23 protein-coding genes and 1 riboswitch are annotated in these 21,970 nt (G+C 72.0%); of the genes, 13 read left to right on the forward strand and 10 right to left on the reverse strand.

All coding sequences use genetic code 11. The features are described from left to right. The first annotated feature begins 12 nt into the window (after positions 1-12). From OG956_RS19215 to otsB, 3 genes are all read left to right on the forward strand, one after another. On the forward strand, positions 13-1,344 hold the full coding sequence (locus OG956_RS19215; protein WP_443065577.1) for an ABC transporter substrate-binding protein: 1,332 nt from the start codon (positions 13-15) through the stop codon (positions 1,342-1,344). Between the two features lie 36 nt (positions 1,345-1,380). Then, positions 1,381-1,605: a DUF3263 domain-containing protein gene (locus OG956_RS19220; RefSeq protein ID WP_330339198.1), complete on the forward strand. Its 225-nt coding sequence runs from the start codon at positions 1,381-1,383 to the stop codon at positions 1,603-1,605. A 75-nt stretch (positions 1,606-1,680) separates the two neighbouring features. Then, a complete protein-coding gene (gene otsB, locus OG956_RS19225) occupies positions 1,681-2,514 on the forward strand; it encodes a trehalose-phosphatase (RefSeq protein ID WP_330339199.1) in 834 nt (277 codons plus the stop codon). Here the strand turns inward: otsB and OG956_RS19230 are convergent. Both OG956_RS19230 and OG956_RS19235 read right to left on the reverse strand, forming a co-directional pair. Next, positions 2,502-3,944: an alpha,alpha-trehalose-phosphate synthase (UDP-forming) gene (locus OG956_RS19230; RefSeq protein ID WP_330339200.1), complete on the reverse strand. Its 1,443-nt coding sequence runs from the start codon at positions 3,942-3,944 to the stop codon at positions 2,502-2,504. The two genes, otsB and OG956_RS19230, sit on opposite strands and share 13 nt — an antisense overlap. Positions 3,945-4,018: 74 nt before the next feature. Then, positions 4,019-4,963, reverse strand: coding sequence for a glucosyl-3-phosphoglycerate synthase (locus OG956_RS19235; RefSeq protein ID WP_330339201.1), 945 nt, complete (start codon positions 4,961-4,963; stop codon positions 4,019-4,021). A gap of 161 nt (positions 4,964-5,124) precedes the next feature. Further along, positions 5,125-5,280: riboswitch (SAM riboswitch) on the forward strand. Positions 5,281-5,298: 18 nt separating this feature from the next. Between OG956_RS19235 and thrC the strand changes: the two genes are divergently transcribed. The 4 genes from thrC to groL all read left to right on the forward strand — a co-directional run bounded on the left by thrC (position 5,299) and on the right by groL (position 9,553). Then, positions 5,299-6,582: a threonine synthase gene (gene thrC, locus OG956_RS19240; protein ID WP_330339202.1), complete on the forward strand. Its 1,284-nt coding sequence runs from the start codon at positions 5,299-5,301 to the stop codon at positions 6,580-6,582. Positions 6,583-6,696: 114 nt separating this feature from the next. Then, positions 6,697-6,972: a ubiquitin-like small modifier protein 1 gene (locus OG956_RS19245; RefSeq protein ID WP_330339203.1), complete on the forward strand. Its 276-nt coding sequence runs from the start codon at positions 6,697-6,699 to the stop codon at positions 6,970-6,972. Positions 6,973-7,404: 432 nt separating this feature from the next. Further along, positions 7,405-7,608 carry a cold-shock protein gene (locus OG956_RS19250; RefSeq protein ID WP_004986573.1) on the forward strand — a complete coding sequence of 68 codons (204 nt, stop codon included), beginning with the start codon at positions 7,405-7,407 and terminating at the stop codon, positions 7,606-7,608. Between the two features lie 322 nt (positions 7,609-7,930). Next, positions 7,931-9,553: a chaperonin GroEL gene (groL, locus tag OG956_RS19255; RefSeq protein WP_014673417.1), complete on the forward strand. Its 1,623-nt coding sequence runs from the start codon at positions 7,931-7,933 to the stop codon at positions 9,551-9,553. 89 nt (positions 9,554-9,642) lie between these two features. Here the strand turns inward: groL and OG956_RS19260 are convergent, their stop codons facing one another. After that, positions 9,643-10,275 carry a hypothetical protein gene (locus tag OG956_RS19260; RefSeq protein WP_330339204.1) on the reverse strand — a complete coding sequence of 211 codons (633 nt, stop codon included), beginning with the start codon at positions 10,273-10,275 and terminating at the stop codon, positions 9,643-9,645. Next, entirely contained in the window at positions 10,250-10,780 is a 531-nt protein-coding gene (locus tag OG956_RS19265) for a SigE family RNA polymerase sigma factor (RefSeq protein ID WP_330339205.1), read from the reverse strand. Before OG956_RS19265 ends, OG956_RS19260 begins: the two co-directional genes overlap by 26 nt. A gap of 166 nt (positions 10,781-10,946) precedes the next feature. Between OG956_RS19265 and OG956_RS19270 the strand changes: the two genes are divergently transcribed. Together OG956_RS19270 and OG956_RS19275 are read left to right on the forward strand one after the other, a co-directional pair. Next, positions 10,947-12,029 (forward strand): sigma factor-like helix-turn-helix DNA-binding protein, encoded by a 1,083-nt coding sequence (locus OG956_RS19270; protein WP_330339206.1) that lies wholly within the window; start codon positions 10,947-10,949, stop codon positions 12,027-12,029. Further along, the gene (locus OG956_RS19275) at positions 12,026-13,729 is read left to right on the forward strand and encodes a transglycosylase domain-containing protein (RefSeq protein ID WP_330339207.1); all 1,704 of its coding nucleotides are present in this window, start codon (positions 12,026-12,028) and stop codon (positions 13,727-13,729) included. The genes OG956_RS19270 and OG956_RS19275 overlap by 4 nt, the downstream gene beginning before the upstream one ends. On the opposite strand, the gene OG956_RS19280 is transcribed toward OG956_RS19275, so the two are convergent. Together OG956_RS19280 and OG956_RS19285 are read right to left on the reverse strand one after the other, a co-directional pair. Further along, a complete protein-coding gene (locus tag OG956_RS19280; protein ID WP_330339208.1) occupies positions 13,705-13,917 on the reverse strand; it encodes a DUF397 domain-containing protein in 213 nt (70 codons plus the stop codon). The two genes, OG956_RS19275 and OG956_RS19280, sit on opposite strands and share 25 nt — an antisense overlap. Continuing rightward, on the reverse strand, positions 13,901-14,740 hold the full coding sequence (locus OG956_RS19285; protein ID WP_330339209.1) for a helix-turn-helix domain-containing protein: 840 nt from the start codon (positions 14,738-14,740) through the stop codon (positions 13,901-13,903). The genes OG956_RS19280 and OG956_RS19285 overlap by 17 nt, the downstream gene beginning before the upstream one ends. 115 nt (positions 14,741-14,855) lie before the next feature. Here OG956_RS19285 and OG956_RS19290 point away from each other — a divergent pair, with 115 nt between their 5' ends. The 3 genes from OG956_RS19290 to OG956_RS19300 all read left to right on the forward strand — a co-directional run bounded on the left by OG956_RS19290 (position 14,856) and on the right by OG956_RS19300 (position 18,185). Further along, entirely contained in the window at positions 14,856-15,275 is a 420-nt protein-coding gene (locus tag OG956_RS19290; RefSeq protein WP_330339210.1) for a hypothetical protein, read from the forward strand. A gap of 114 nt (positions 15,276-15,389) precedes the next feature. Further along, entirely contained in the window at positions 15,390-16,514 is a 1,125-nt protein-coding gene (locus OG956_RS19295; protein WP_330339211.1) for an NADH:flavin oxidoreductase, read from the forward strand. Between the two features lie 87 nt (positions 16,515-16,601). Further along, positions 16,602-18,185 (forward strand): carboxylesterase/lipase family protein, encoded by a 1,584-nt coding sequence (locus OG956_RS19300; protein ID WP_330339212.1) that lies wholly within the window; start codon positions 16,602-16,604, stop codon positions 18,183-18,185. Positions 18,186-18,212: 27 nt separating this feature from the next. On the opposite strand, the gene OG956_RS19305 is transcribed toward OG956_RS19300, so the two are convergent. From OG956_RS19305 to OG956_RS19320, 4 genes are all read right to left on the reverse strand, one after another. Then, positions 18,213-18,782: a hypothetical protein gene (locus OG956_RS19305; RefSeq protein WP_330339213.1), complete on the reverse strand. Its 570-nt coding sequence runs from the start codon at positions 18,780-18,782 to the stop codon at positions 18,213-18,215. A gap of 166 nt (positions 18,783-18,948) precedes the next feature. Then, positions 18,949-19,227 carry a hypothetical protein gene (locus tag OG956_RS19310; protein ID WP_330339214.1) on the reverse strand — a complete coding sequence of 93 codons (279 nt, stop codon included), beginning with the start codon at positions 19,225-19,227 and terminating at the stop codon, positions 18,949-18,951. A 274-nt stretch (positions 19,228-19,501) separates the two neighbouring features. After that, on the reverse strand, positions 19,502-20,425 hold the full coding sequence (gene murQ, locus OG956_RS19315; protein ID WP_330339215.1) for an N-acetylmuramic acid 6-phosphate etherase: 924 nt from the start codon (positions 20,423-20,425) through the stop codon (positions 19,502-19,504). A gap of 181 nt (positions 20,426-20,606) precedes the next feature. Continuing rightward, entirely contained in the window at positions 20,607-21,512 is a 906-nt protein-coding gene (locus OG956_RS19320; RefSeq protein WP_330339216.1) for a MurR/RpiR family transcriptional regulator, read from the reverse strand. 65 nt (positions 21,513-21,577) lie between these two features. Between OG956_RS19320 and OG956_RS19325 the strand changes: the two genes are divergently transcribed. Continuing rightward, positions 21,578-21,961: a hypothetical protein gene (locus tag OG956_RS19325; RefSeq protein WP_330342887.1), complete on the forward strand. Its 384-nt coding sequence runs from the start codon at positions 21,578-21,580 to the stop codon at positions 21,959-21,961. The last annotated feature ends 9 nt before the right edge of the window (positions 21,962-21,970 follow it).

Raw genomic sequence — 21,970 nt, forward strand, 5'->3', positions numbered from 1 at the left:
TTACGTGTCCACATGTTGAACGGTTCAGACAGCAAGGTTGAGGTTTTGAGGGTGCGTCGGCGTACGGCAGGAACGATCGCAGTGGTGTCCGCACTGGGCATGACGGCGGTCCTCGGCGGCTGCGGGAGCACGGGCTCCTCCGACGTCACCCTCAGACTCGTCGCCGCCGACTACGGCGACTCCCCGGCCGACAGCTCCAAGAAGTACTGGGACGCCCTGGCCAAGGAGTACGAGTCCAAGCACCCCGGCGTGAAGATCGACGTCAGCGTCTACTCCTGGAACGAGGTCGACGCCAAGGTGAAGGACATGGTCGCCGCCGGCCACGCCCCCGACCTGGCCCAGATCGGCGCCTACGCCGACTACGCCGCCGCCGGCAAGCTCTACCCGGCCTCCGACCTGCTCTCCATACGAACCCAGGCCGACTTCCTCTCCCAGCTCTCCGAGGCCGGGCAGTGGAACCACACGCAGTACGGCATCCCGTTCGCCGCCTCCACGCGCGTGCTCTTCTACAACAAGACCCTGTTCGCCAAGGCCGGCATCACCCCGCCCACCACCTGGGACGAACTGGCCGCCGACGCCAGGGCCCTCAAGGACAAGGGCGTGAAGTACCCCTTCGCGCTCCCTCTCGGCCCCGAGGAGGCCCAGGCCGAGACCATGCAGTGGATGCTCAGCGGCGCCGGCTCCGACAACGACGGCAACGGCTACACCGACGACATCGGCACCTACACCATCGACTCCGCGCCGAACGTCCAGACCTTCACCTGGCTCAAGGACGACCTGGTCGGCAAGGGCCTGACCGGGCCGGTCGCACCCGGCAGGCTGAACCGCGCGGACGCCTTCGCCGCGTTCGCCGACGGCCAGGTCGGCATGCTCAACGGACACCCCACGCTGATCCAGCAGGCCGAGAAGAAGGGCGTGAAGTTCGGCATGGTGCCCACGCCGGGGCGCACCGGCCCGGCCCGGTCCTCCATGGGCGTCGCCGACTGGATGATGGCCTTCCGGCAGAACGGCCACCGCGACCAGATCGGCGACTTCCTCGACTTCGTCTACAGCGACAAGAACGTCCTCGCCTTCTCCCGCGAGTACGGCCTGCTGCCGGTCACCGGCTCCGCCTCGACGGCGATGAGCGAGTCGGACGCCGCCTCCGACAAGGCCCTGCGCCCCTTCCTCGACCAGCTGCCCACCTCCGAGCTGTACCCCGTCGGCAAGACCTCCTGGGCGACGGTCAGCGCCGCCGTGAAGCAGAACATCGGCCAGGCCGTCGCCCCCGGCGGCGATCCCGCCGGCGTCCTCAGCCGCCTCCAGGCCACGGCGACGGCGGCGGACAGCGGCGCCGGGAACTGACCGCCGCTGTCAGTGCCCGGCGCTACGGTGGCTGCCATGGAACTCGGCCCGCGCGAACACGCCATCCTCGCCCTGGAGCGCCGCGGCTTCCCCGGCCCCGGCGCGAAGGAGCGCGCGATACGCGAGCAACTGGGCCTGTCCCCGGTCCGCTACTACCAGCTCCTCAACGCCCTGCTGGACGACGAGCGAGCCCTGGCGGCGGACCCGGTGACGGTGAACCGCCTGCGGAGGGTGAGGGAGTCCCGCAGAGCGGAGCGCTGAGGTCTGGCAGGGCGCCTTCACAGCCGGGCGGAGCCCCCAGGCGTGAGGACGGCCCGCGCTGGATACTGTCGCGGTATGGACCCTATGCCGACCCCAGCCACGCAGCCCGGCCGGGACGGACTCGCCGCACTCCTGGCGAGGCCCCGCGCAGCGCTCGTCGGCCTGGACTTCGACGGCACGCTGGCCCCCATCGTCGCCGACCCCGAACAGGCCCGCGCCCACCCCGAAGCCGTACCCGCACTCGCGGCCCTCGCCCCGAAGGTCGCCTCCGTCACGGTGATCACCGGCCGCCCCGCCGGCGTCGCCGTCCGCTACGGCGGCTTCGCCGGCGTCCCCGGCCTGGAGCACCTGACCGTCCTCGGCCACTACGGCGCCGAACGCTGGGACGCGGTCACCGGCACGGTCACCGCCCCGGCCCCGCATCCCGGCGTCGCGGCGGCCCGCGCCGAGCTGCCGGGCGTGCTGGACCGCGCCGGCGCCTGGCCCGGCACCTGGATCGAGGAGAAGGGCCGGGCGGTCGCGGTGCACACCCGCCGCGCCGCCGACCCGCAGGCCGCGTTCGAGGCGCTGCGCGGCCCCCTCACCGACCTCGCCGCCCGGCACGGACTGATCGTCGAGCCCGGCCGCATGGTCCTGGAGCTGCGCCCGCCGGGCATGGACAAGGGCGTGGCGCTCGCCGACCACGTCCGCAGGACCGGCGCCGAGTGCGTCGTCTACGCCGGCGACGACCTCGGCGACCTGCCCGCCTTCGCCGCCGTCGACAAGCTCCGCTCCGACGGCGTCCCCGGCCTGCTGGTGTGCAGCGGCAGCACGGAGGTCACGGAACTGGCGGAACGCGCGGACGTGGTGGTCGACGGCCCGGCCGGCGTCGTGCACCTGCTGCGGTCGCTCGCGGCTCAGCTCGGCTGAAGTTCCTGGAGTGCCCGCAGCTGGTCCAGGAACCAGCGGGCGGGCGGCAGCGCGGTGGCCGCGTCGGCCAGCCGTTTCGACCGCTCCGCCCGCTCCGCGTCCGGCAGGCTCAGCGCCTCGTGCAGCGCCCGCGCGGTCTCCAGCACGTCGTAGGGGTTGACCGCGAACGCGTGCGGGCCCAGCTCCTCGTACGCGCCCGCCTCCCGGGACAGCACCAGCGCGCAGCCCTCGTCGGAGACGACCGGCACCTCCTTGGCGACCAGGTTCATGCCGTCCCGGATGGGGTTGACGAGGGCCACGTCGGCGAGCCGGTAGGCGGCCAGCGAGCGCGCGAAGTCGTCCTTGACGTGCAGCACCACCGGGGTCCAGCCGACCGTGCCGTACGCGGAGTTGATCTCCTCGGCCACTCGCTGCACCGCGTCTGTGTAGTCCCGGTACACGGCGAGGTCCTGCCGGGACGGATAGGCGAACGCGACGTGCACCACCCGCTCCCGCCACTCGGGGTGGTCCTCCAGCAGCTGCCGGTAGGCCAACAGGCCGCGCACGATGTTCTTGGACAGCTCGGTGCGGTCGACGCGGACGATGGTCCGGCGGCCCTCGCCGATCTCCTCGCGCAGCGCGGCCATCCGCTCCTCGACGTCCGGCTCGTGCGCCCGCTTGCGCAGGAAGTCCCCGTCCGCGCCCAGACCGTGCACGCCGATCCGCGTGTCCGCGGGCATCCCGGACTCCAGGACCGCCTGCGCGCAGTCCCGGAACGCGTCCGCCCAGCGCTGTGTCAGGAACGCCACCCGGTCGGCGCCGAGCATGCCCGCCATCAGCTGCTCGCGGATGTCGTCCGGGAGCAGCCGGAAGTACTCGGGCGGCGCCCACGGCGTGTGCGAGAAGTGACCGATCCGCAGGTCCGGGCGCAGCTCGCGCAGCATGCCGGGGACCAGGCACAGGTGGTAGTCCTGGACGAGGACGGCCGCGCCGTCGGCCGCCGCCTCGGCCAGCGCCTCGGCGAACGCGCGGTTGTAGGTCTCGTACGACGCCCACTGCCGGCGGAACTCCGCGTCGAAGACCGGCTCCAGCGGGGTCTGGTACAGCATGTGATGCACGAACCACAGCACCGAGTTGGCGATGCCGTTGTAGGCGTCCGCGTGCACGCGCGCGTCGATGTCCAGCATCCGCACCCGCTGCCCGCCGCTGTCCTCGGCCGGCAGCAGCCCGCCGCCGGCCCGCCGTACGGCCTCGCGGTCGCCGTCGCCGAGCGCCGCGCACACCCACAGCGAGTCCGCGTCCGAGCCGATGGCCGACAGTCCCGAGACCAGCCCGCCGCCGCCCCGCCTGGCGCGCAGCGCACCGCCCTCGTCCACCGTGTACGAAACCGGGCCGCGGTTGGACGCGACCAGCACCTGAGCTCTCTTGACCGCAGCATCCGTGGAAGCCATGGTCCTCAACCTAGCCCCGCCCGGAAACGCTCAAACGTACGGTCGCGCCCGGCGCGCCGCCGTATACGAACGGTTCACGCCACCTTGCGTTCCGCGTACTCCGCGATCTCCAGCATCGGCGGCCGCTCCTCGGTGTCCACGGAGTAGGTGCGCGGTTCGAAGCCGTCCTCGCCCCGCTCGAACTGGGTGAGGCAGGGCCGCACCAGGTGGCCGCGCGCCAGCCTGAGCTGGGCGGTGCGGTAGATCGCGGCTGCCATCCGGCCGAGCGCCTGCCCGTCCTGGTGGCGGTGCTTGCGCACGCCCACGTCCACCTGGGCCAGCGCGTCGAGGCCGACCAGGTGCAGGGCGTCCACCAGCATGCCCAGTTCCACGCCGTAGCCGACGGGGAACGGCAGCTGCTCCAGCAGGCTGCGCCGGGCCGCGTACTCGCCGCCCAGCGGCTGCACGAAACCGGCGAGCTGCGGCCAGTGCATGTTCAGCAGCGGGCGGGCCATCAGCTCGGTGACCCGGCCGCCCTGCCCCGCGGTTCCGGCGAGCGGGCGGTCGTACATGCCCTTGACCAGGTCCACGCCGGGGTCGGTGAGCAGCGGGCCGACGATCCCGGAGACGAAGTCGGCGGAGAAGTCCCTGAGATCCGCGTCGATGAAGCAGACGATGTCGCCGCTGGTCACCAGCAGGGAGCGCCACAGCACCTCACCCTTGCCGGGGACGGCCGGAACGCGCGGCAGGATCTCGTCCCGGTGAACGACCCGGGCGCCCGCGGCGGCGGCGACCTGGGAGGTGCGGTCGGTGGAGCCGGAGTCGACCACGACGATCTCGTCGACGAGCGGGACCCGTTCCACGAGGTCGCGGCGGATGACCGCGACGATGTCGCCGACCGTCTCCTCCTCGTTGAGCGCGGGCAGCACGACGCTGATCGTCTGGCCCGTGCGCTGCTTGGCGGCGAGGATCCGGTGGAGCGGGCGATCGGCCACGGACCAGGAGCGGGTGGCCAGCCAGCGCTCGACTTCTTCCAGCACGGTCTGCGGCTCCTCACTGTTCGTGATCGCACGGGCTGCACCGTGTGATCCATCTCGCGGTTCGGACGACTATCTCAACTGTCCTGGCCTTCGGTTACAGTCTTGAACAACGCCGGTGACCATCGCATGTCGGGGGTCAGCGTGCGTCGACAACCGCATACCGCTCATCCAGAGGGGCAGAGGGACACGGCCCGATGAAGCCCCGGCAACCCTCCAGTCGGTTCTCGTAGATCACTGCTGATCGCTCCGCGAGGCTCCCGGCTAGGGAAGGTGCCAAATCCGTCTCACGGCGAGATGCGTCGTGAGGAAGATGAGGAGAAAGGGCCTCGCCTCACATGGCTGTGCAGACAGTTGCAAGCTCCAGCAGTTCCACCGTCGATCTCGGCCCCGCCGCGGCCCTGAGCTGTCGCGAGTGCGGTCACCGCGTCCCGCTCGGCCCGGTCTTCGCCTGCGAGGAGTGTTTCGGCCCGCTGGAGATCGCCTACGACTTCTCCGCCTACGACACCGAGGAACTGCGCCGCCGCATCGAGTCCGGCCCGGCGAACATCTGGCGCTACGCCCCGCTGCTGCCCGTCCCGGCGGACGTGGCCGACAAGCCGAACCTGAACCCGGGCTGGACCAAGCTGGTCAAGGCCGACAACCTCGCGGCCGAACTCGGCGTCACCGGCGGCCTGTTCGTCAAGGACGACTCCGGCAACCCGACCCACTCCTTCAAGGACCGCGTGGTCGCGCAAGCCCTGGAGGCCGCGCGCGCCTTCAGCTTCACCACCCTGTCCTGCTCCTCCACCGGCAACCTGGCCGGCGCCGTCGGCGCCGCCGCCGCCCGCGCCGGCTTCCGCTCCTGCGTGTTCATCCCGCACGACCTGGAGCAGGGCAAGGTCGTCATGGCCGCGGTCTACGGCGGCGACCTCGTCGGCATCGAGGGCAACTACGACGACGTGAACCGCTTCTGCTCCGAGCTGATCGGCGACCCGGCCGGCGAGGGCTGGGGCTTCGTCAACGTCAACCTGCGGCCGTACTACGCGGAGGGCTCCAAGACGCTGGCGTACGAGATCTGCGAGCAGCTCGGCTGGCGGCTGCCCGACCAGATCGTCGTCCCGATCGCCTCCGGCTCCCAGCTCACCAAGATCGACAAGGGGCTGCAGGAGCTGATCAAGCTCGGTCTCGTCGAGGACAAGCCGTACCGGATCTTCGGCGCCCAGGCCGAGGGCTGCTCGCCGGTGTCGACCGCCTTCAAGGCCGGGCACGACGTCGTACGGCCCCAGAAGCCGAACACCATCGCCAAGTCGCTCGCCATCGGCAACCCGGCCGACGGGCCGTACGTCCTGGACATCGCGCGCCGCACCGGTGGCGCCGTGGAGGACGTCACGGACGAGGAAGTCGTCGACGCCATCAAGCTGCTGGCCCGCACCGAGGGCATCTTCGCGGAGACGGCGGGCGGCGTGACCGTCGGCGTCACCCGCAAGCTGCTCAAGGACGGCGTCCTGGACCCGACGAAGACCACGGTGGTCCTCAACACCGGCGACGGCCTGAAGACGCTGGACGCGGTGGCCGGCACCGGGCTGACCGCGACGATTCGTCCCACCCTCGACTCGTTCCGCGAGGCGGGGCTCGTCTAGCGGCCTCGTCCTATCGTTTCGTCCGCGGGCCGGTGGGGCTGGTCGCCCCCAAGCTCTCGCGCCCCTGGGGCGCCGCCCCGCCGTACCTGTGAACCCGACCGGAGGTCCCACCGCATGAGCGTGACCGTTCGCATCCCCACCATCCTGCGCACCTACACCGGCGGCCAGGCCGAGGTGACCGCCGAGGGCGCCACCCTCGCCGAGGTCATCGAGGACCTGGAGAAGAACCACACCGGCATCGCCGCGCGCGTCCTGGACGACCAGGGCAAGCTGCGCCGGTTCGTCAACGTCTACGTCAACGACGACGACGTCCGCTTCGAGCAGGGCCTCGAGACGGCCACGCCGGACGGCGCCGGTGTCTCCATCATTCCGGCGGTCGCCGGCGGCTGATCATTACCTTGGGTAATGGCTGTTACTCGTTGTTCGTTGAATGGCCCCCTCCGTGAGAGAAGCGGAGGGGGCCATTCTGTGTGATTGAGCGCGGTAGAGTTGGGGAACGCGCTCCCGGTCGGACAGGTCGGGAACCCCGCATTCATGCCGCACGCCCGACAAGAAGTAGCCAAACTATGCGGGCTTTATGCGGCTTTTGTAGTGCTTTGTGGAGCCCGACTTGCCCTGAAGTCGGGCGAATTCTCACCACATTCCGGACCGTCGCCGTCCAGAATTCTCGTCCGATTGACCTGTTGCAGACGGCAGTTGGACAGATACATTCAGCCGCGGTCGACGCGTTCCGGCGCACGCCCCCGACCGTTGGGGGGTGAGGTCTGACCCGGGTCCGCGAAGTGTGGATCTGTGCAAGGGCCAGTAATAGGGGAGTTAGGCATGGCTCAGGGCACCGTCAAGTGGTTCAACGCGGAGAAGGGGTACGGCTTCATCGCGGTCGACGGTGGTGCGGACGTCTTCGTCCACTACAGCGCGATTCAGATGGACGGCTACCGCACCCTGGAAGAGGGCCAGCGGGTCGAGTTCGAGATCTCGCAGGGCCAGAAGGGCCCGCAGGCCGACATGGTTCGCGTCACCGCCTGAATGTTTCCGCCGAAGGGCCCGCACCTCGCACAGGGTGCGGGCCCTTCGCCGTGCCCGGAGCCGGCCGGGCCGGCCGGGGCGGTCACCCGTGTTCGCGCGCGGCTGACGAGGGCCGCCGTACCCCTGTAGGCGCTTGCACTCGGCATGCCCGAGTGCTAATCATTGGCGTTAGCACTCTGAAGGTGAGAGTGACAGTGAAGGACCGGGTCGGTGAGGCCCGCAGGCTGGGTGGGGCAAGGAACCACGAGGCCGGCGAGCCGTCCGTCGCGGGCGCGGGCGCGGTCCGAAGGAATCACCCCCAGTCCTGGAGGGACCACTTCACATGGCCAAGATCATCGCGTTCGACGAGGAGGCGCGGCGCGGCCTCGAGCGCGGCATGAACCAGCTCGCGGACGCCGTGAAGGTGACGCTCGGCCCCAAGGGCCGCAACGTCGTCCTCGAGAAGAAGTGGGGCGCCCCCACGATCACCAACGACGGTGTCTCCATCGCCAAGGAGATCGAGCTCGAGGACCCGTACGAGAAGATCGGCGCCGAGCTGGTCAAGGAAGTCGCCAAGAAGACGGACGACGTCGCCGGTGACGGTACGACCACGGCGACCGTTCTCGCCCAGGCCCTGGTCAAGGAGGGCCTGCGCAACGTCGCCGCCGGCGCCAACCCGATGGCTCTGAAGCGCGGTATCGAGAAGGCCGTGGAGGCCGTCTCCGCCGCCCTGCTGGAGCAGGCGAAGGACGTCGAGACCAAGGAGCAGATCGCCTCCACCGCGTCCATCTCCGCCGCCGACACCCAGATCGGCGAGCTGATCGCCGAGGCCATGGACAAGGTCGGCAAGGAAGGCGTCATCACCGTCGAGGAGAGCAACACCTTCGGCCTGGAGCTCGAGCTCACCGAGGGCATGCGCTTCGACAAGGGCTACATCTCCGCCTACTTCGCGACCGACATGGAGCGCATGGAGGCGGTGCTCGAGGACCCGTACATCCTCATCGCCAACTCCAAGATCTCCTCGGTCAAGGACCTGCTCCCGCTGCTGGAGAAGGTCATGCAGTCGGGCAAGCCGCTGCTGATCATCGCCGAGGACGTCGAGGGCGAGGCCCTGTCGACCCTGGTCGTCAACAAGATCCGCGGCACCTTCAAGTCCGTCGCCGTCAAGGCCCCGGGCTTCGGCGACCGCCGCAAGGCCATGCTCGGCGACATCGCCATCCTCACCGGCGGCGAGGTCATCTCCGAGGAGGTCGGCCTCAAGCTGGAGAACGCGACCCTGGACCTCCTGGGCCGCGCCCGCAAGGTCGTCATCACCAAGGACGAGACCACCATCGTCGACGGCGCCGGCTCCTCCGAGCAGGTCAACGGCCGCGTCAACCAGATCCGCGCCGAGATCGAGAACAGCGACTCCGACTACGACCGCGAGAAGCTGCAGGAGCGCCTGGCGAAGCTCGCCGGCGGTGTCGCGGTCATCAAGGCCGGCGCCGCCACCGAGGTGGAGCTCAAGGAGCGCAAGCACCGCATCGAGGACGCCGTCCGCAACGCGAAGGCCGCCGTCGAGGAGGGCATCGTCGCCGGTGGTGGCGTGGCCCTGCTGCAGGCCTCCCAGGTCTTCGAGAAGCTGGAGCTCGAGGGTGACGAGGCGACCGGCGCCAACGCCGTCCGCATCGCGCTCGAGGCCCCGCTGAAGCAGATCGCCGTCAACGCCGGCCTCGAGGGCGGCGTCGTGGTGGAGAAGGTCCGCAACCTGACCCCGGGCCACGGCCTGAACGCCGCGACCGGCGAGTACGTCGACCTGGTCGCCGAGGGCATCATCGACCCGGCGAAGGTGACCCGTTCCGCGCTGCAGAACGCCGCCTCCATCGCCGCGCTGTTCCTCACCACCGAGGCCGTCATCGCCGACAAGCCGGAGAAGGCCGCCGCGCCGGCCGGCGGCGGCATGCCGGGCGGTGACATGGACTTCTGATCGACCTCTGGTTGATCGCCTGTCCTATGAACCGAGGGCGGCACCCACGGCTTCCGGCCGGGGGTGCCGCCCTCGGGCGTGTGCCGGGGCTAGGCGCTCGGCGTGACCGCCACCGACAGCGTGTCGCCCGGCTTCAGCCTGTTGTAGAGCCATACGGCGTTCTTCGCGTCGAGGCCGATCCAGGTGCCGGTCCGGGGGGCGCAGCTCAGTGAGCCGGCGTAGAGGCTGGACCCGTCGGTGCCGCGGAGTTCGACCACGTACGGTTCGGCCACCTTGCAGGCGGACCTGGCGAGTGCGTCGACGGTGTCCCGCGTGAGGTCGAGTTTCGCGGCGACGGTCAGCAGGCGGGCGGAGGCGCGGGTCGGGAAGCCCGAGGTGATGGGCATGACCCGGCCGTCGACGGTCAGGGCCCGCTTCTCGAAGTCGACGACGCCGGTGACCGGGGTCGTGAGAGGGGTGGGGGACGCCGGTGGCCGGGGAGCGGTGGCCGCCGGGGCCTGACGACGGGCCGGGGCGTCGCCCGAGCCCAGCGTCAGCGCGAACGCCGCCAGGGCGAGGGCCGCGGCGCCCGCGCCGAGGGCGAGGGCCGTGCGACGGCGGCGTCCCCGGCGAACGGCCCGGCGCCGGATCTCGGGGGCGGCGACGGACGGGTGCGTCTCGTGCGCCGTCGCCAGCCCGCGGAGCACGGCGGTCAGTTCATCCGTGGTGAGCTCGTCCGACACGGCCGCCCTCCTTCCGTACCGGCTCATCGGCCTCGTCCGTGCCCAGCTGCTTCGCCAGTGCCGCCCGGCCCCGCGACAGCCGGGCCTTGACCGTGCCCACGGGCGCGCCGGTCTCGGAGGCTACCTGCTCGACGCTCAGGTCGCACAGATGGTGCAGGACGATCGCCAACCGCTGCGCCTGGGGCAATTGGCGCAACGCGGCCACCAGTGCGGTGTGTTCGGGCCCCGGGCCGGGAACCGACTCGGGCGGCGTGTGCCGGCGCATCAGCTCCAGCCAGCGCCTGGCGCGCCGCCAGCGGCTGACCGCCAGCCGTACCGCGACCGTGCGGATCCAGGCCTCGGGGGCGCTGTCGGCCAGGAACGACTTGCGCCGGTCCCAGGCGCGTACGAACGCCTCCTGCACCACGTCCTGGGCCTCGCCGTGGTCCCCGGTGAAGGCATACAACTGCCCGGTCAGGCGGGGAAAGGCCGCCGCGTAGAAAGCGTCGAACTCGTCCTCGGTCATGCCCTCCGCCGGAGTCTTGCCGCGTCATGCCGCGTCTTGCTGAGCCGTGCCGCGTCTTCCTGGGTTTCCGTCTCCCGTGCAACCCGCCCGTCCCGCCCGTGCGTACAGGTCGCGTGGGCCGCGTGAGCGGCGTACATCGAAACACACGTGACCCAAGGAGAAGACGATGCGGACGGGTGCCCGGATCCATGACGACTTCGCCGCCTACGCGCGCACCTGCTGGCCCCGGCTTCTCGTCACCGCGATGTTGCTCACCGAGAACCTGCCCGAGGCGGACGAACTGGCCAGAAGGACGCTCATACGGACGTACGCGCGCTGGCGCCGCGTTCCGCGCAACGACATCGACTTCCACGTACGGCGTCACCTCGTGCGCAGCTGGCTGCGGCGTCCGTGGCCGCTCGTGCGGCGCTCCGCACGGCAACGGGCCGTGCTGGTGCTGCGGTACGGGGAGGGGCTGCCGGACGCGCAGATCGGTCAGTTGCTCGGCGTCTCCAAGGGCGCCGTGCGCCACCTCGCCAAGCGTGGGACGAAGGCGGCCGGAGGCGACGAACGGCGGCTGCGCGAGGCCTACGCCACCGTGGCCGGTGACGTGACTCCCGGCCCGCTCCCGCTGGACGAGGTGACCGCGCGCGGACGGGCGTGGCGGCGGCGCCGGGCCGCGGTGGTCGCCGGAACCTGTGCGGCGGTGCTGGCGGCCGGGGGCTTCCTCGCCGCCGTCCGGGTAGCCGGGAGCGGCCCGGACGGCTCCTCCGGCGCGGTGGCCGTCCGGGCGGTGGGTTCCATACGGATCGTGGCGCCCGGGGAGCGGGTGCAGGCGGCGCCCGGCGTGGAGATGTGGCTGACCGCGGACGGCAGCCACTGCTCGACGCCGGAACAGGCCGACCAGTTCCGCGCGTTGGACGCCTACCCGCGCCACGAGCCGGGGGTGTCCCTGCAGGCGGCGCCGGTGAAGGGCGGGTACTTCCTGTCCGGCCTGTACTACGGCGTCTCCGGTGACCCGGGACGTGTCGAGCTGAGCACCGCCCACGGCGAGGTCCCGGCCAAGGTGCTCACCCTGGCCGGCAGCCCCGGCTGGGGCGTCTGGTACGCGACCACGGCACTGTCCGCCCAGGACACCAAGACGCTCGTCGTCGAGGGCATGGAGAAGGCCCGGAGCGCCGGGGGCGGTGAGGGCGGCGAGGGCGTCAGGGTGTACGACGCCGCGGGCACCGTCGTGGCACGGCTGCGGAGCGGGGGGTGGTGGGCATGACCCCGGAGCTCAAGGAGGAGCCCAGGGAGAAGCCCGGGGAGGAGGGCCAGAAGGCGGGGCCCGAGCGGGCGTTCAAAGCGGCGCGCAGGTCCGCGAGTTCGCGACGCGTCCCGCTCCGCGTCCGGCTGCGCCGCAACCGGGGCCGTATCGCCCGCCGGCTGCTGGCCGCCTTCCTGCTCCTGCTCGCCCTGCTGGTCGGCGCGGTCGTCGTCGCGTACAAGCTCACCGTCATTCCCGAGCCGCACCCGGACACGGTCGTCCAGAGCACCGTCTTCCTCGACGGGAAGGGCGCCTACCTGGGCCGCCGGGGCCCGGTGGACCGTCAGGAAGTGCCGCTGTCGCAGGTTCCCCGGTACGTCCAGGACGCGGTGATCGCCGCGGAGAACCGTTCCTTCCGGACCGACTCCGGCGTCTCCCCGAAGGCCCTCGTCCGTGCCGTCGGGGCGGCGCTGACCGGCGGCGAGCGGCAGGGCGGCTCCACCATCACCCAGCAGTACGTCAAGAACGCGCTGCTCAGCCCCGAGCAGACCCTGTCACGCAAGGCGCGCGAGGCGCTGATCGCGCTCAAGCTGGACCGTACGCGCTCCAAGGACGAGATCCTGGAGGGCTACCTCAACACCGTGTACTTCGGCCGGGGCGCCGCCGGCATCCAGTCGGCCGCGCGCAACTACTTCGACGTCGACACCAAGGATCTCACGGTCTCCCAGGGCGCCGCCCTGGCCGCCATCATCAACCTGCCTTCCTACTACGAGAAGGCCGGCTCGGACCCGAAGGTCACGGCGACGCTCCAACGCCGCTGGGAGTGGGTGCTGGACGCGATGGCGGGGAGCGGGAGCATCACGGCGAAACAGCGGGCCGAGGCCCGCTTCCCGGCGTTCCGGTTCTATCCGCCCGGAGCGACCGACGGACAGCGGCAGTACCTGATCGACGTCGCGGCGAAAGAGGCCGCCCACCGGCTCGGCATCAGCGAGGACCAGCTGGCGCGCGGCGGCTACACCGTGCGCACCACCTTCGACCTCCCCCTGCAGGACTCCACCGCGGAACAGGTCAAGGGCCTGAAGTCCGCCAAGGGCGGTGTGCGGCTGCACACCGCGGTCGTCGGCATCGAGCCCGGCGACGGTGCGGTGCGGGTGCTGTACGGCGGGTCGGACTACGCCCGGCAACCCTTCAACGACGCGGTGAGCGGGGCGGTGGAGGCGGGTGAGGCCATGACGCCGCTGGCGGATCGGCCGTTCGGGGCGCCGCTCGCCGGGTTCCAGAAGACGGCCGCGCCCACACCGCTGAAGCTCACGTCGGCGTACGCGGCGGTCGCGGCCGACGGCATGTACGCCGAGCCGTACACCGTCGCCCGCATCACCCGCGACGGCCGTACCGTCTACTCCGCGCACCCCGACCGCCACCGGGTCCTGCCCGAGAAGGCGGCCCGCGCTGCGGCCGCGCCGGTCCCGGGCGGCGTCCGGACCACCCCGTCCGGCGGCCCTCCGGCGAACCTGTTCACGGCGGGAGCGGGCGGCGGCATCACCCGCCGCACGGTGTGGACCGTCGCCTACGACGACCGGCTCACCCTGACCGTCGCCCTCTTCGCCGACAAGCCGGGCGAGAAGAAGGACACGACGGTGCCTGCCCAGCTGCCGACGTCTCCGTCACCGACGGAGTTCACGGAACAGACGGCGACTCAACTCTGGGGACGCTTGAGGTGATCGACGAACGCGGACCAGGCCGAGGGCCGGAACACGAGCTTCGGGCCGTGGGGGTTCTTGGAGTCGCGGACGGGGACGAGGGCGGGAAGGTCGTGGGTGACTTCCAGGCAGTCGTTGCCGCCGCCCCCGCTGTAGCTCGACTTGTGCCATTCGGCCGTGCTCAGGTCGTACTCAGGGATGTTCCTCATGGGCGTAATCCTCCGCCAACGCCTCGACCAGAGCCAGGGACTTCTCTGGTGACAGCGCGGAGGCCACGAGGAGGTCGAACACCAACCTCAGCCGGGCGACCGTGGCCGGGTCGTCCTCCAGCCGACCGGTGCGCACTCCCTCGAAGTAGACCAGGGGAGGGGCGTCCTCGAACTCCATGAGCTTCAGGGCGCCCTCCATCGCCGGGTGCGCTCCCGCGCTGAAGGGCAGCACCTGCACGATGGCCCGGCGTCGGCGCATCAGTGCGGAGACGTGCCGCAGGGCCTCCGTCATCACCGCCCGGTCCCCGACCGCCCGACGCAACGCGGCCTCGTCAAGCACCGTCCACAACACCGGCTTTGTTGGGTGGTCGAGCAGACGGGTCCGCTCCATTCGGCCCTGCACCCACTCCTCGACGGTCTCCTCGGGCGTCATCGGGTCGTAGGCGCGGTTCACGGCCCGTGCGTACCCGCGTGTCTGGAGCAGTCCGGGGATCAGAAGCGGGGTGTACTGCCTGATCGCCGTGGCTTGAGCCTCGGCCTCCGCCGCCTCCACGAAGTCCTCGTGGAACTTGGACTTGGCCGCCGCCTTGCAGTTCCGCCTGAAGAACCCGTCCGTACCCAGGACGTCATCCAGCATCCGCGCGAGGTCCGGCTGGATCCGCCGCGTCCCCGCCTCCAGTTGCCCGATGAACGACCCGCTGACGAACAGCCGTTGCCCCAGCTGCTCCTGGCTCAGGCCGTTCCGCTCGCGGGCGTGCCGTAACTCCGCGCCCAGCAGGGCGCGTGGTGATGAGGACGGGTCGAGGTCCTTCGGTCCCGGCATGGCAACTCCTCGTCCTACGGACAACGTTGTTGGGACGCTGTATCTGGCCAGGTTAGGGCGTCGACGGCCACGCTGTGTGGCGAAAGGGAACACTCAGCGTGGAGGAAATGGCGCAATGGAAGTGAAGGAAACGAACGCCGACGACAGGCCCGCCCGCACGGCCGAGGAAGCCGTCGAGCGGCTGCGCGCGGCCCTGTGCCGGGTCGGCGTCGTCCTGCCCTCCCTCCGGGTCGACCCGTTGAGCGTCCCGGGAGAGGATCCGTACGCCCTGGTCGACCTGGGGCGCTGCAACATCGGTGTGGCCTCCCGGCTGGCGGCCGCTCTGAACCGTGCGTGCGAGTATGCCGTCGACGCGCGCAGCGGGCGGGTCGGTGAGGTGATGGGGCGCGTGGGCGGCCGGGTGCAGTTGCGGCCCCTCGGCGGCGGGCGGGAGTGGGACTGTCCGCCGGAGTCGGTGGAGCCCGCGCCGCCGGAGGCGGTGCTGCGGGAGCGGGTGCGGCAGTTGAACCGGGCCAGTGTGAGCGGCGTCACCTGAGGGCTCGGCGGGGGCGGGAATGTGGCCCGGCGCATAGGCGGTTACTTCAGAAGCTGCAACAATGCGCGCACACATACCATTCGGTCAGTCGAGTCATTCACCAGGAGCCCCCACGTGACCGTCACCACGTCCGCCTCACGCGCGGCCCAGATCCTGTCCCGTCCGATCACGCTGAACGGCCTGACCGTGCCGAACCGCATCGCGATGGCGCCGATGACCCGTATGTTCTCCCCGGGCGGCGTCCCGGGCGAGGACGTGCTGTCGTACTACGCCCGCCGTGCCGCCGCCGGTGTCGGCCTGATCGTCACCGAGGGCACGTACGTGGGGCACCCCTCGGCCGGCGAGAGTGACCGGGTGCCGCGGTTCCACGGCGAGGAGCAGCTGGCGGGCTGGGCGAAGGTGGCCGAGGCCGTGCACGAGGCGGGCGGCACGATCGTGCCCCAGCTGTGGCACATCGGCATGGTCCGCAGGGAGGGCAAGCCGCCGTTCCCCGAGGCGCCCGCGATGGGCCCGTCCGGTCTCGTGACCGCGGGCGCCGAGCCCACCGGCAAGGCCATGACGCAGAAGGACATCGACGACGTCGTCGCCGCGTTCGCCCAGGCGGCCGCCGACGCCGAGCGCATCGGCTTCGACGGCGTGGAGATCCACGGCGCCCACGGCTACCTGGTCGACCAGTTCCTGTGGGAGGGCACCAACCGCCGCGCCGACGCCTACGGCGGCGACCCGGTGGCCCGCACCAGGTTCGCCGCGGAGATCGTCGCGGCGGTCCGCGAGCGGGTCTCCCCGGAGTTCCCGGTCATCTTCCGCTACTCGCAGTGGAAGCAGCAGGACTACACCGCCCGGCTCGCCGAGACCCCGGAGGAGCTGGAGGCGATCCTCACCCCGCTGGCCGCGGCCGGCGTCGACGTCTTCCACGCCTCCACGCGCCGTTACTGGCTGCCGGAGTTCGACGGCTCGGACCTGAACCTGGCCGGCTGGACGAAGAAGCTCACCGGCAAGCAGACCATCACCGTCGGCTCGGTCGGCCTCGACGGCGACTTCATCAACGCCTTCCAGGGCGAGGGCTCCCCGGTCAAGGGCATCGACAACCTCCTGGACCGCCTGGAGGCCGAGGAGTTCGACATGGTCGCCGTCGGCCGCGCGCTGCTCCAGGACCCCGAGTGGGCGGCCAAGGTGCTCGCCGACCGCTTCGAGGAGCTGAAGCCGTACGACGCGGCTTCCGTGAAGACGCTCAGCTGAAACTCCTTCTTTCCGGTGCTCTCCGACGGGCACTCGTGATCGCCGCCGGGCGTTCTTCTGACGACCAGTGAGGACCGAGGAGCGAGCATGACGACGAGCGAGTCCCCGTCCCCGGAGAGCGGCGCCCCCCGAAGCGGCGTCCCGGACGCCGACGGCCCCGGCCCCGTGGTGCGCACCGCCTCCGGCGCGGTGCGCGGCCTGCGGGAGCGGGGGTTGTCGGTGTTCCGGGGCATCCCGTTCGCCGCTCCGCCGGTCGGCGCGGCCCGCTTCCAGGCCCCGCGCCCGCCCCGCCCCTGGGACGGCGTGCGCGAGGCGTACGCGTTCGGCCCGCCGCCCCCGCAGGAGACCGGCTTCCTGGGGCGCACGGCCCAGCTCCCCGCCCCGCAGGCGGACGACTGGCTCACGGTCAACGTGTGGACGCCCGACCCCGACCCGTCCGCCGCCCGCCCGGTGATGGTGTGGATCTACGGCGGCGCCTTCAAACTGGGCCACGGCGGCCAGCCCGGCTACGACCCGCGGCACCTCGTCCACGAGGGCGACGTGGTGGTCGTCACCTTCAACTACCGGGTGGGGATGGAGGGTTTCGCCCACTGGGACGGCGCCCCGGCCAACCGCGGCCTGCTGGACCAGATGGCGGCCCTGGAGTGGGTCCAGGAGAACATCACGGCCTTCGGCGGCGACCCGGCCCAGGTCACGGTCTTCGGCGAGTCGGCGGGCGCGGGCTCCATCGCCTCCCTGCTGGCGATGCCGAGAGCGCGGGGCCTGTTCCGGCGCGCGGTGGCCCAGTCCGTGCCCGGCACGTTCTTCTCCGCCGAGCTGGCCCGCGACCTGGCCGCGGCACTGGCCACCGAGGCGGGCCGCGGCCCCACGGCCGCCGATCTGGCGGCGGTCGAGCCCCAGCGCCTCACCGAGGCGGGCGCGGCGCTCGGCGCCAAGATGGCCCAGTACACCGACCGCTGGGGCCAGGTCGCCCCGACCACCGTGCCGTTCGCCCCGGTCGTCGACGGCGAGATCCTCCCCACCACCCCCTGGGAGGCGCTGGCGGCGGGCGCGGCACGCGAGGTGGACCTCCTCGTCGGCCACAACCGCGACGAGTACCGCCTGTTCCACATCATGTCGGGCCGCTACGGCAGGATCACGGACGACCTGGCGGCGGCGACCCTGCGGCTGTACGCCCCGGGCGGCGAGGCCGGTGAGAAGGCCTACCGCGCGGCCTACCCCGAAGCCTCCGCCGAGCAGCTCTTCGAACGCGTCCAGACCGACTGGCTGTTCGCGATACCGAGCCTGCGGCTCGCCGAGGCCCAGCACACCGGCGGCGGCCGGGCCCACGTCTGCGAACTGACCTGGCGGGCCCCCGAGAGCGGCGGCCTGATGGGCGCCTGCCACGGCCTGGACATCCCGCTGCTCTTCGGCACGTACGGCGCGGACCTGGGCGGCCTGCTCTTTCCCGGCGGCAGGCCCACACCGGAGGCGGAGCGACTGTCCGTCTTCATGCGCGACGCGTGGACGGCCTTCGCCCGTACGGGCGCCCCCGGCTGGCCGGCCCACGACCCGCACACCCGCCTGGTGCAGATCCTCGACGCCGAGCCGTCCGTGGCGCCGTACCCGGAGGAGCGCAGCAGACGCATCTGGGAGGGGCACGGCTTCCCGCCCCTGCCGCTGCCGGCGTGACGGGACCTGGCTCGGCCTTGACGGGTCCTACAGGTTGCCCATGGGCTCGATGTCGACGTGCACGGGCGTGCCCCACACCCGCAGCACCTCGTAGTCGGTGAACTCGTGCACGAGCCGGTACGCCATGGCGGGCCGCGACGAACGCCGCTGCGCGGCGAGATAGGCCTCGGCCTCCCGCCGGTCCCTCCTCGGCGTCCCGCACAGCTGCCACTCGCGCCCGTTCCACGCCTCCGGCAGCCAGCGCTGCTGCGGCTGCGGCCGGTCGCCGCGCACGCCGTACCGCGAGGGCGCGGCGGGGGCGGGCCCGGCGGCGCCCGGCCGGCCCTGGAACTCCGACCGCCGGGCGGCCCGCCGCCGCGTCTCGCACAGCAGACACAGGTCGGGCGCGCTCTCGTCCACGGGGCCCTGCGGATGCTCCGGGCACCGGGTGGCGGGCGCGCCGCCGGCGACACTCTCGTCCAGCAGATCGAGCGCCCGCCGCAGATCCGCCTTGATCTCATGCAGCCGCGCATCCGGGGTGTCGGCACCCAACGCCTCCCCGTGCTCCCCGAGCACCCGAAGCGCCCTTCCCAGAGCGGCGAGCTGGCCGTGATTCATATCAGTCCGCGCAGTCCTCGAGTTCCTCGACGTCCGGTAACCCCCCGACGCCCGGTGACGACGGGCCGGGCCTGACCGGGAGTCTCAAGGGTAGGCCAGCCGGGGACCGCCCTGGCGGGCGTGCAGGGGACTACGACGCTCTGTCACCGGCGGCGGCCGTGAGGGCTCAGCGGTGGCGGCCGTGGATCAGGCTGTCCGCGGGGCAGGCGGGCGCGGGCTTGCCGAGGGGCAGCGGGGCGACGGACTTGACCACCGGCACCACGAGCAGATCGCCGGCGCAGACGGCGGTGCCGGCGGCGGTCCAGTGACCCTGGGCGCCGTTGTGCCCCCGGGCAGCGAGGGTGCCGGGGTGCACGGGAGCGGTGAGGCCGCCGGCGTGTGCGGGCGCGGCGAGGGCGGCGGCGGAACCGGCCGTCAGGGCAGCGGTCGCCAGGAGCTTCTTCATCTTCGTCATGCCGGGGGAACGACCGGTCACCGCCCCGCGTCACGCCGGTACGGCCACGCGCCACGGGCCGCGGGGACGGCCACGCGCCACGGGCAGCCGGGGCAGCCACCGGGGGCGGCCGTTCGGTGCGGTGGGCCGGGGGCAGTCGCCGGGGTGGTCGTTCGGTGCGGTCGGCCGGGCGGTGCCGTGTCATCGAGCCGTGCGGCGGTGGCGCGCCGCACCGCCGTCCCCACCACGGCCGTCGCGGCGGTCTCCCCGTGTCCCGGCGTCCGGCTCAGCCGCTCGCCTCTTCCAGGGCCGCGCGCAGGTGGCCGTTGGACTCCTGAAGGAGGCGCGCGGCTGTCGGGGCGTCGACGCCGGTGAGGAGGGAGAGGATCGCGTTCTTGACCTCGCCGCCCGACTCGGTGAGGGCCTTCTCGATCTCGTCGTCGGACGCACCCGTGGCGAGGGACACGATGCGCCGGGAGCGGGCCCGGAGTTTGTCGTTCGAGGCGCGGACGTCGACCATCAGGTTCCCGTAGGTCTTGCCCAGCCGGATCATCGTGATCGTCGACAGCATGTTGAGCACCAGCTTCTGCGCCGTGCCCGCCTTCAGCCGGGTGGAGCCGGTGATCAGCTCGGGACCGACCACCACCTCGATGCCGTGCTCGGCGGCGGCCGCGAGCGCGCTGTGCTCGTTGCAGGCCAGGCCGATGGTCAGCGCGCCCAGCGCACGGGCGTGCCGGACGGCGCCGACCGCGTAGGGGGTGCGGCCGGAGGCGGAGATGCCGACGACGGTGTCGTCCGGGGTGAGCCGCAGCGCGTCCAGGTCCCGCCGGGCCAGCTCCTCCGAGTCCTCGGCGCCCTCCACGGAGGTGACCATCGCCTCGGGCCCGCCCGCGATCAGGCCGACGACCTGCGCGGGATCGGTGTTGAAGGTGGGCGGGCACTCCGAGGCGTCCAGCACGCCGAGCCGGCCCGCGGTGCCCGCGCCGGCGTAGATCAGCCGCCCGCCGCGCTCCATGCGTTCGGCCACGGCGTCGATGGCGGCGGCGATCCGGGGAAGCTGCGCCGCGACGGCGGCGGGCACGGCGGCGTCCTCGCCGTTCATCAGGCGGGCGATGTCGAGGGTGGGCAGACGGTCGATGTCGGCCAGCTCGGGACGGAAGGCCTCGGTGGTCAGGGAGGCCAGTTCGGTGTGCAGGTCGGGCGAGTTCATGAGGGGGGCGGCTTTCTCCGGTGGCAATCAGGTTCGGGCGGGTGGCCTCCCTGGGGGCGCGGGGCTGTGTCCATGCGCGGCACCGCCGCGCCGGGCGTGTCCCCGGGCCGGGCGGAAACCGCGGCTCGGGGAACCAGCCGTACACGACCCGCAGACGCCCACAGGCAGTCGGCCCTGCGGTCTATCGCGAAGAAGTACGGTGCCGATGGGCCAGCGCCTCGTACGACGCGGCCAGAGCAGGCGCGGCCGATTCGTACGTGCGCTGCGCCACTCCCACGAACAGGCAGTCCACCACGAGCAGTTGACTGGTCCGCGAGGACATCGCGGCCGGTCGCAGCTCGCTCTCCCGTGAGGTGGACGTGGTCAGTACGTGGTCGGCGTACTGGGTGACCGGCGAGTCCGGCCGGCCGGTGATGGCCACGGTGGTGGCCCCGTGCTCGAAGGCGACCCGCAGCGGCTCGATGACGTCCCCCGTCGAGCCGGAGTGGGTGATGGCGATCGCCACGTCACCCGAACGGAGCTGCACCGCGTTGGTCACGGCGAGATGCGGATCGCTGTGGGCGTGGGCTATGAGGCCTATGCGGAGCAGTTTCTGGGTGAGGTCCTGGGCGACGAGCCCGGAGGCTCCTATGCCGTACACGTCGGTGCGCCGGGCGGCGGCCAGCGCGGCGACGGCCGCGCCGAGCTGGACGGTGTCCAGTCCGGCGGCCGTGTCGGCGAGGGTCTGCTGCTCCTCGTAGGCGAGTTTGGTGACGACGTCGGCGATGGGGTCGTCCACCGCGATGTCGGTAGTGATCGCCGGCGCCCGGCCGGACTGCTGCTGTGCGGCGAGGCCCGCGAGCGCCAGGCGCAGGTCGCGGTAACCGGGGTAGCCGAGCAGCCGGGCGGTGCGGACGACCGTGGCCTCGCTGGTGCCGGTGAGCTCGGCGAGGCCGGTGACCGTGAGGGCCGCGCAGCCGGCCGGGTCGCTCGCGACCGCCTCGGCGACGCGCTGCATGGACCGGGTCATGGACGGGGCCAGGGTGCGCACCTTCGCGGCGAGGGAGCCGCCCGGACTGCCGAAAATTTCCTTCAGGTCCTGGGTCACGTATGAAAGATATTTTCGGTTCGGCGTCCCGGTCAAGAGCGCGCACAATGGCTTGTATGGAGCCCATCAGTCCCTTGAGTCCTCTGGAGCAGGCGTTGCACGCGGCCCGCGCCCTCGTCCTCGCGGACCTGGTCGCGCGCGAGGTGGCGGAGGCGGACGTGGTCTCCCTGGTGGAGGACTCCGTGGCCCAGCGCCGCTGGTGGCTCGAGCAGTGGCCGGACGGCATGGGCTACGTCGCCGGACTGGTCGCCCAGGACGTCCAGGACGCGCTGCTGGAGCGGTACGGCCGCTGGCCGCTGTGCCCGGTGTGCGTCTCCGGCGACCCGCACGCGCTGGACGTGGAGCCCGAACTGGGCCCCGACCCGCACTGGGTGTGCCACAAGGCGGGCGTGAAGGTCGCGGCCGTCGGCTCGCTGGGCTCCGCCACGGGCGGCACGGCGTCCTCGTGACGCGGTGAG

The sequence above is a fragment of the Streptomyces sp. NBC_00557 genome, assembly GCF_036345995.1.
In the GTDB taxonomy this organism is placed as follows: domain Bacteria; phylum Actinomycetota; class Actinomycetes; order Streptomycetales; family Streptomycetaceae; genus Streptomyces.

Coding starts and splice junctions, on each gene's coding strand:
- OG956_RS19215 (WP_443065577.1), top strand. CDS start 13: ATGTTGAACGGTTCAGACAGCAAGGTTGAGGTTTTGAGGGTGCGTCGG.
- OG956_RS19220 (WP_330339198.1), top strand. CDS start 1,381: ATGGAACTCGGCCCGCGCGAACACGCCATCCTCGCCCTGGAGCGCCGC.
- otsB (WP_330339199.1), top strand. CDS start 1,681: ATGGACCCTATGCCGACCCCAGCCACGCAGCCCGGCCGGGACGGACTC.
- OG956_RS19230 (WP_330339200.1), bottom strand. CDS start 3,944: ATGGCTTCCACGGATGCTGCGGTCAAGAGAGCTCAGGTGCTGGTCGCG.
- thrC (WP_330339202.1), top strand. CDS start 5,299: ATGGCTGTGCAGACAGTTGCAAGCTCCAGCAGTTCCACCGTCGATCTC.
- OG956_RS19245 (WP_330339203.1), top strand. CDS start 6,697: ATGAGCGTGACCGTTCGCATCCCCACCATCCTGCGCACCTACACCGGC.
- OG956_RS19250 (WP_004986573.1), top strand. CDS start 7,405: ATGGCTCAGGGCACCGTCAAGTGGTTCAACGCGGAGAAGGGGTACGGC.
- groL (WP_014673417.1), top strand. CDS start 7,931: ATGGCCAAGATCATCGCGTTCGACGAGGAGGCGCGGCGCGGCCTCGAG.
- OG956_RS19265 (WP_330339205.1), bottom strand. CDS start 10,780: ATGACCGAGGACGAGTTCGACGCTTTCTACGCGGCGGCCTTTCCCCGC.
- OG956_RS19270 (WP_330339206.1), top strand. CDS start 10,947: ATGCGGACGGGTGCCCGGATCCATGACGACTTCGCCGCCTACGCGCGC.
- OG956_RS19275 (WP_330339207.1), top strand. CDS start 12,026: ATGACCCCGGAGCTCAAGGAGGAGCCCAGGGAGAAGCCCGGGGAGGAG.
- OG956_RS19280 (WP_330339208.1), bottom strand. CDS start 13,917: ATGAGGAACATCCCTGAGTACGACCTGAGCACGGCCGAATGGCACAAG.
- OG956_RS19285 (WP_330339209.1), bottom strand. CDS start 14,740: ATGCCGGGACCGAAGGACCTCGACCCGTCCTCATCACCACGCGCCCTG.
- OG956_RS19290 (WP_330339210.1), top strand. CDS start 14,856: ATGGAAGTGAAGGAAACGAACGCCGACGACAGGCCCGCCCGCACGGCC.
- OG956_RS19300 (WP_330339212.1), top strand. CDS start 16,602: ATGACGACGAGCGAGTCCCCGTCCCCGGAGAGCGGCGCCCCCCGAAGC.
- OG956_RS19305 (WP_330339213.1), bottom strand. CDS start 18,782: ATGAATCACGGCCAGCTCGCCGCTCTGGGAAGGGCGCTTCGGGTGCTC.
- OG956_RS19310 (WP_330339214.1), bottom strand. CDS start 19,227: ATGAAGAAGCTCCTGGCGACCGCTGCCCTGACGGCCGGTTCCGCCGCC.
- murQ (WP_330339215.1), bottom strand. CDS start 20,425: ATGAACTCGCCCGACCTGCACACCGAACTGGCCTCCCTGACCACCGAG.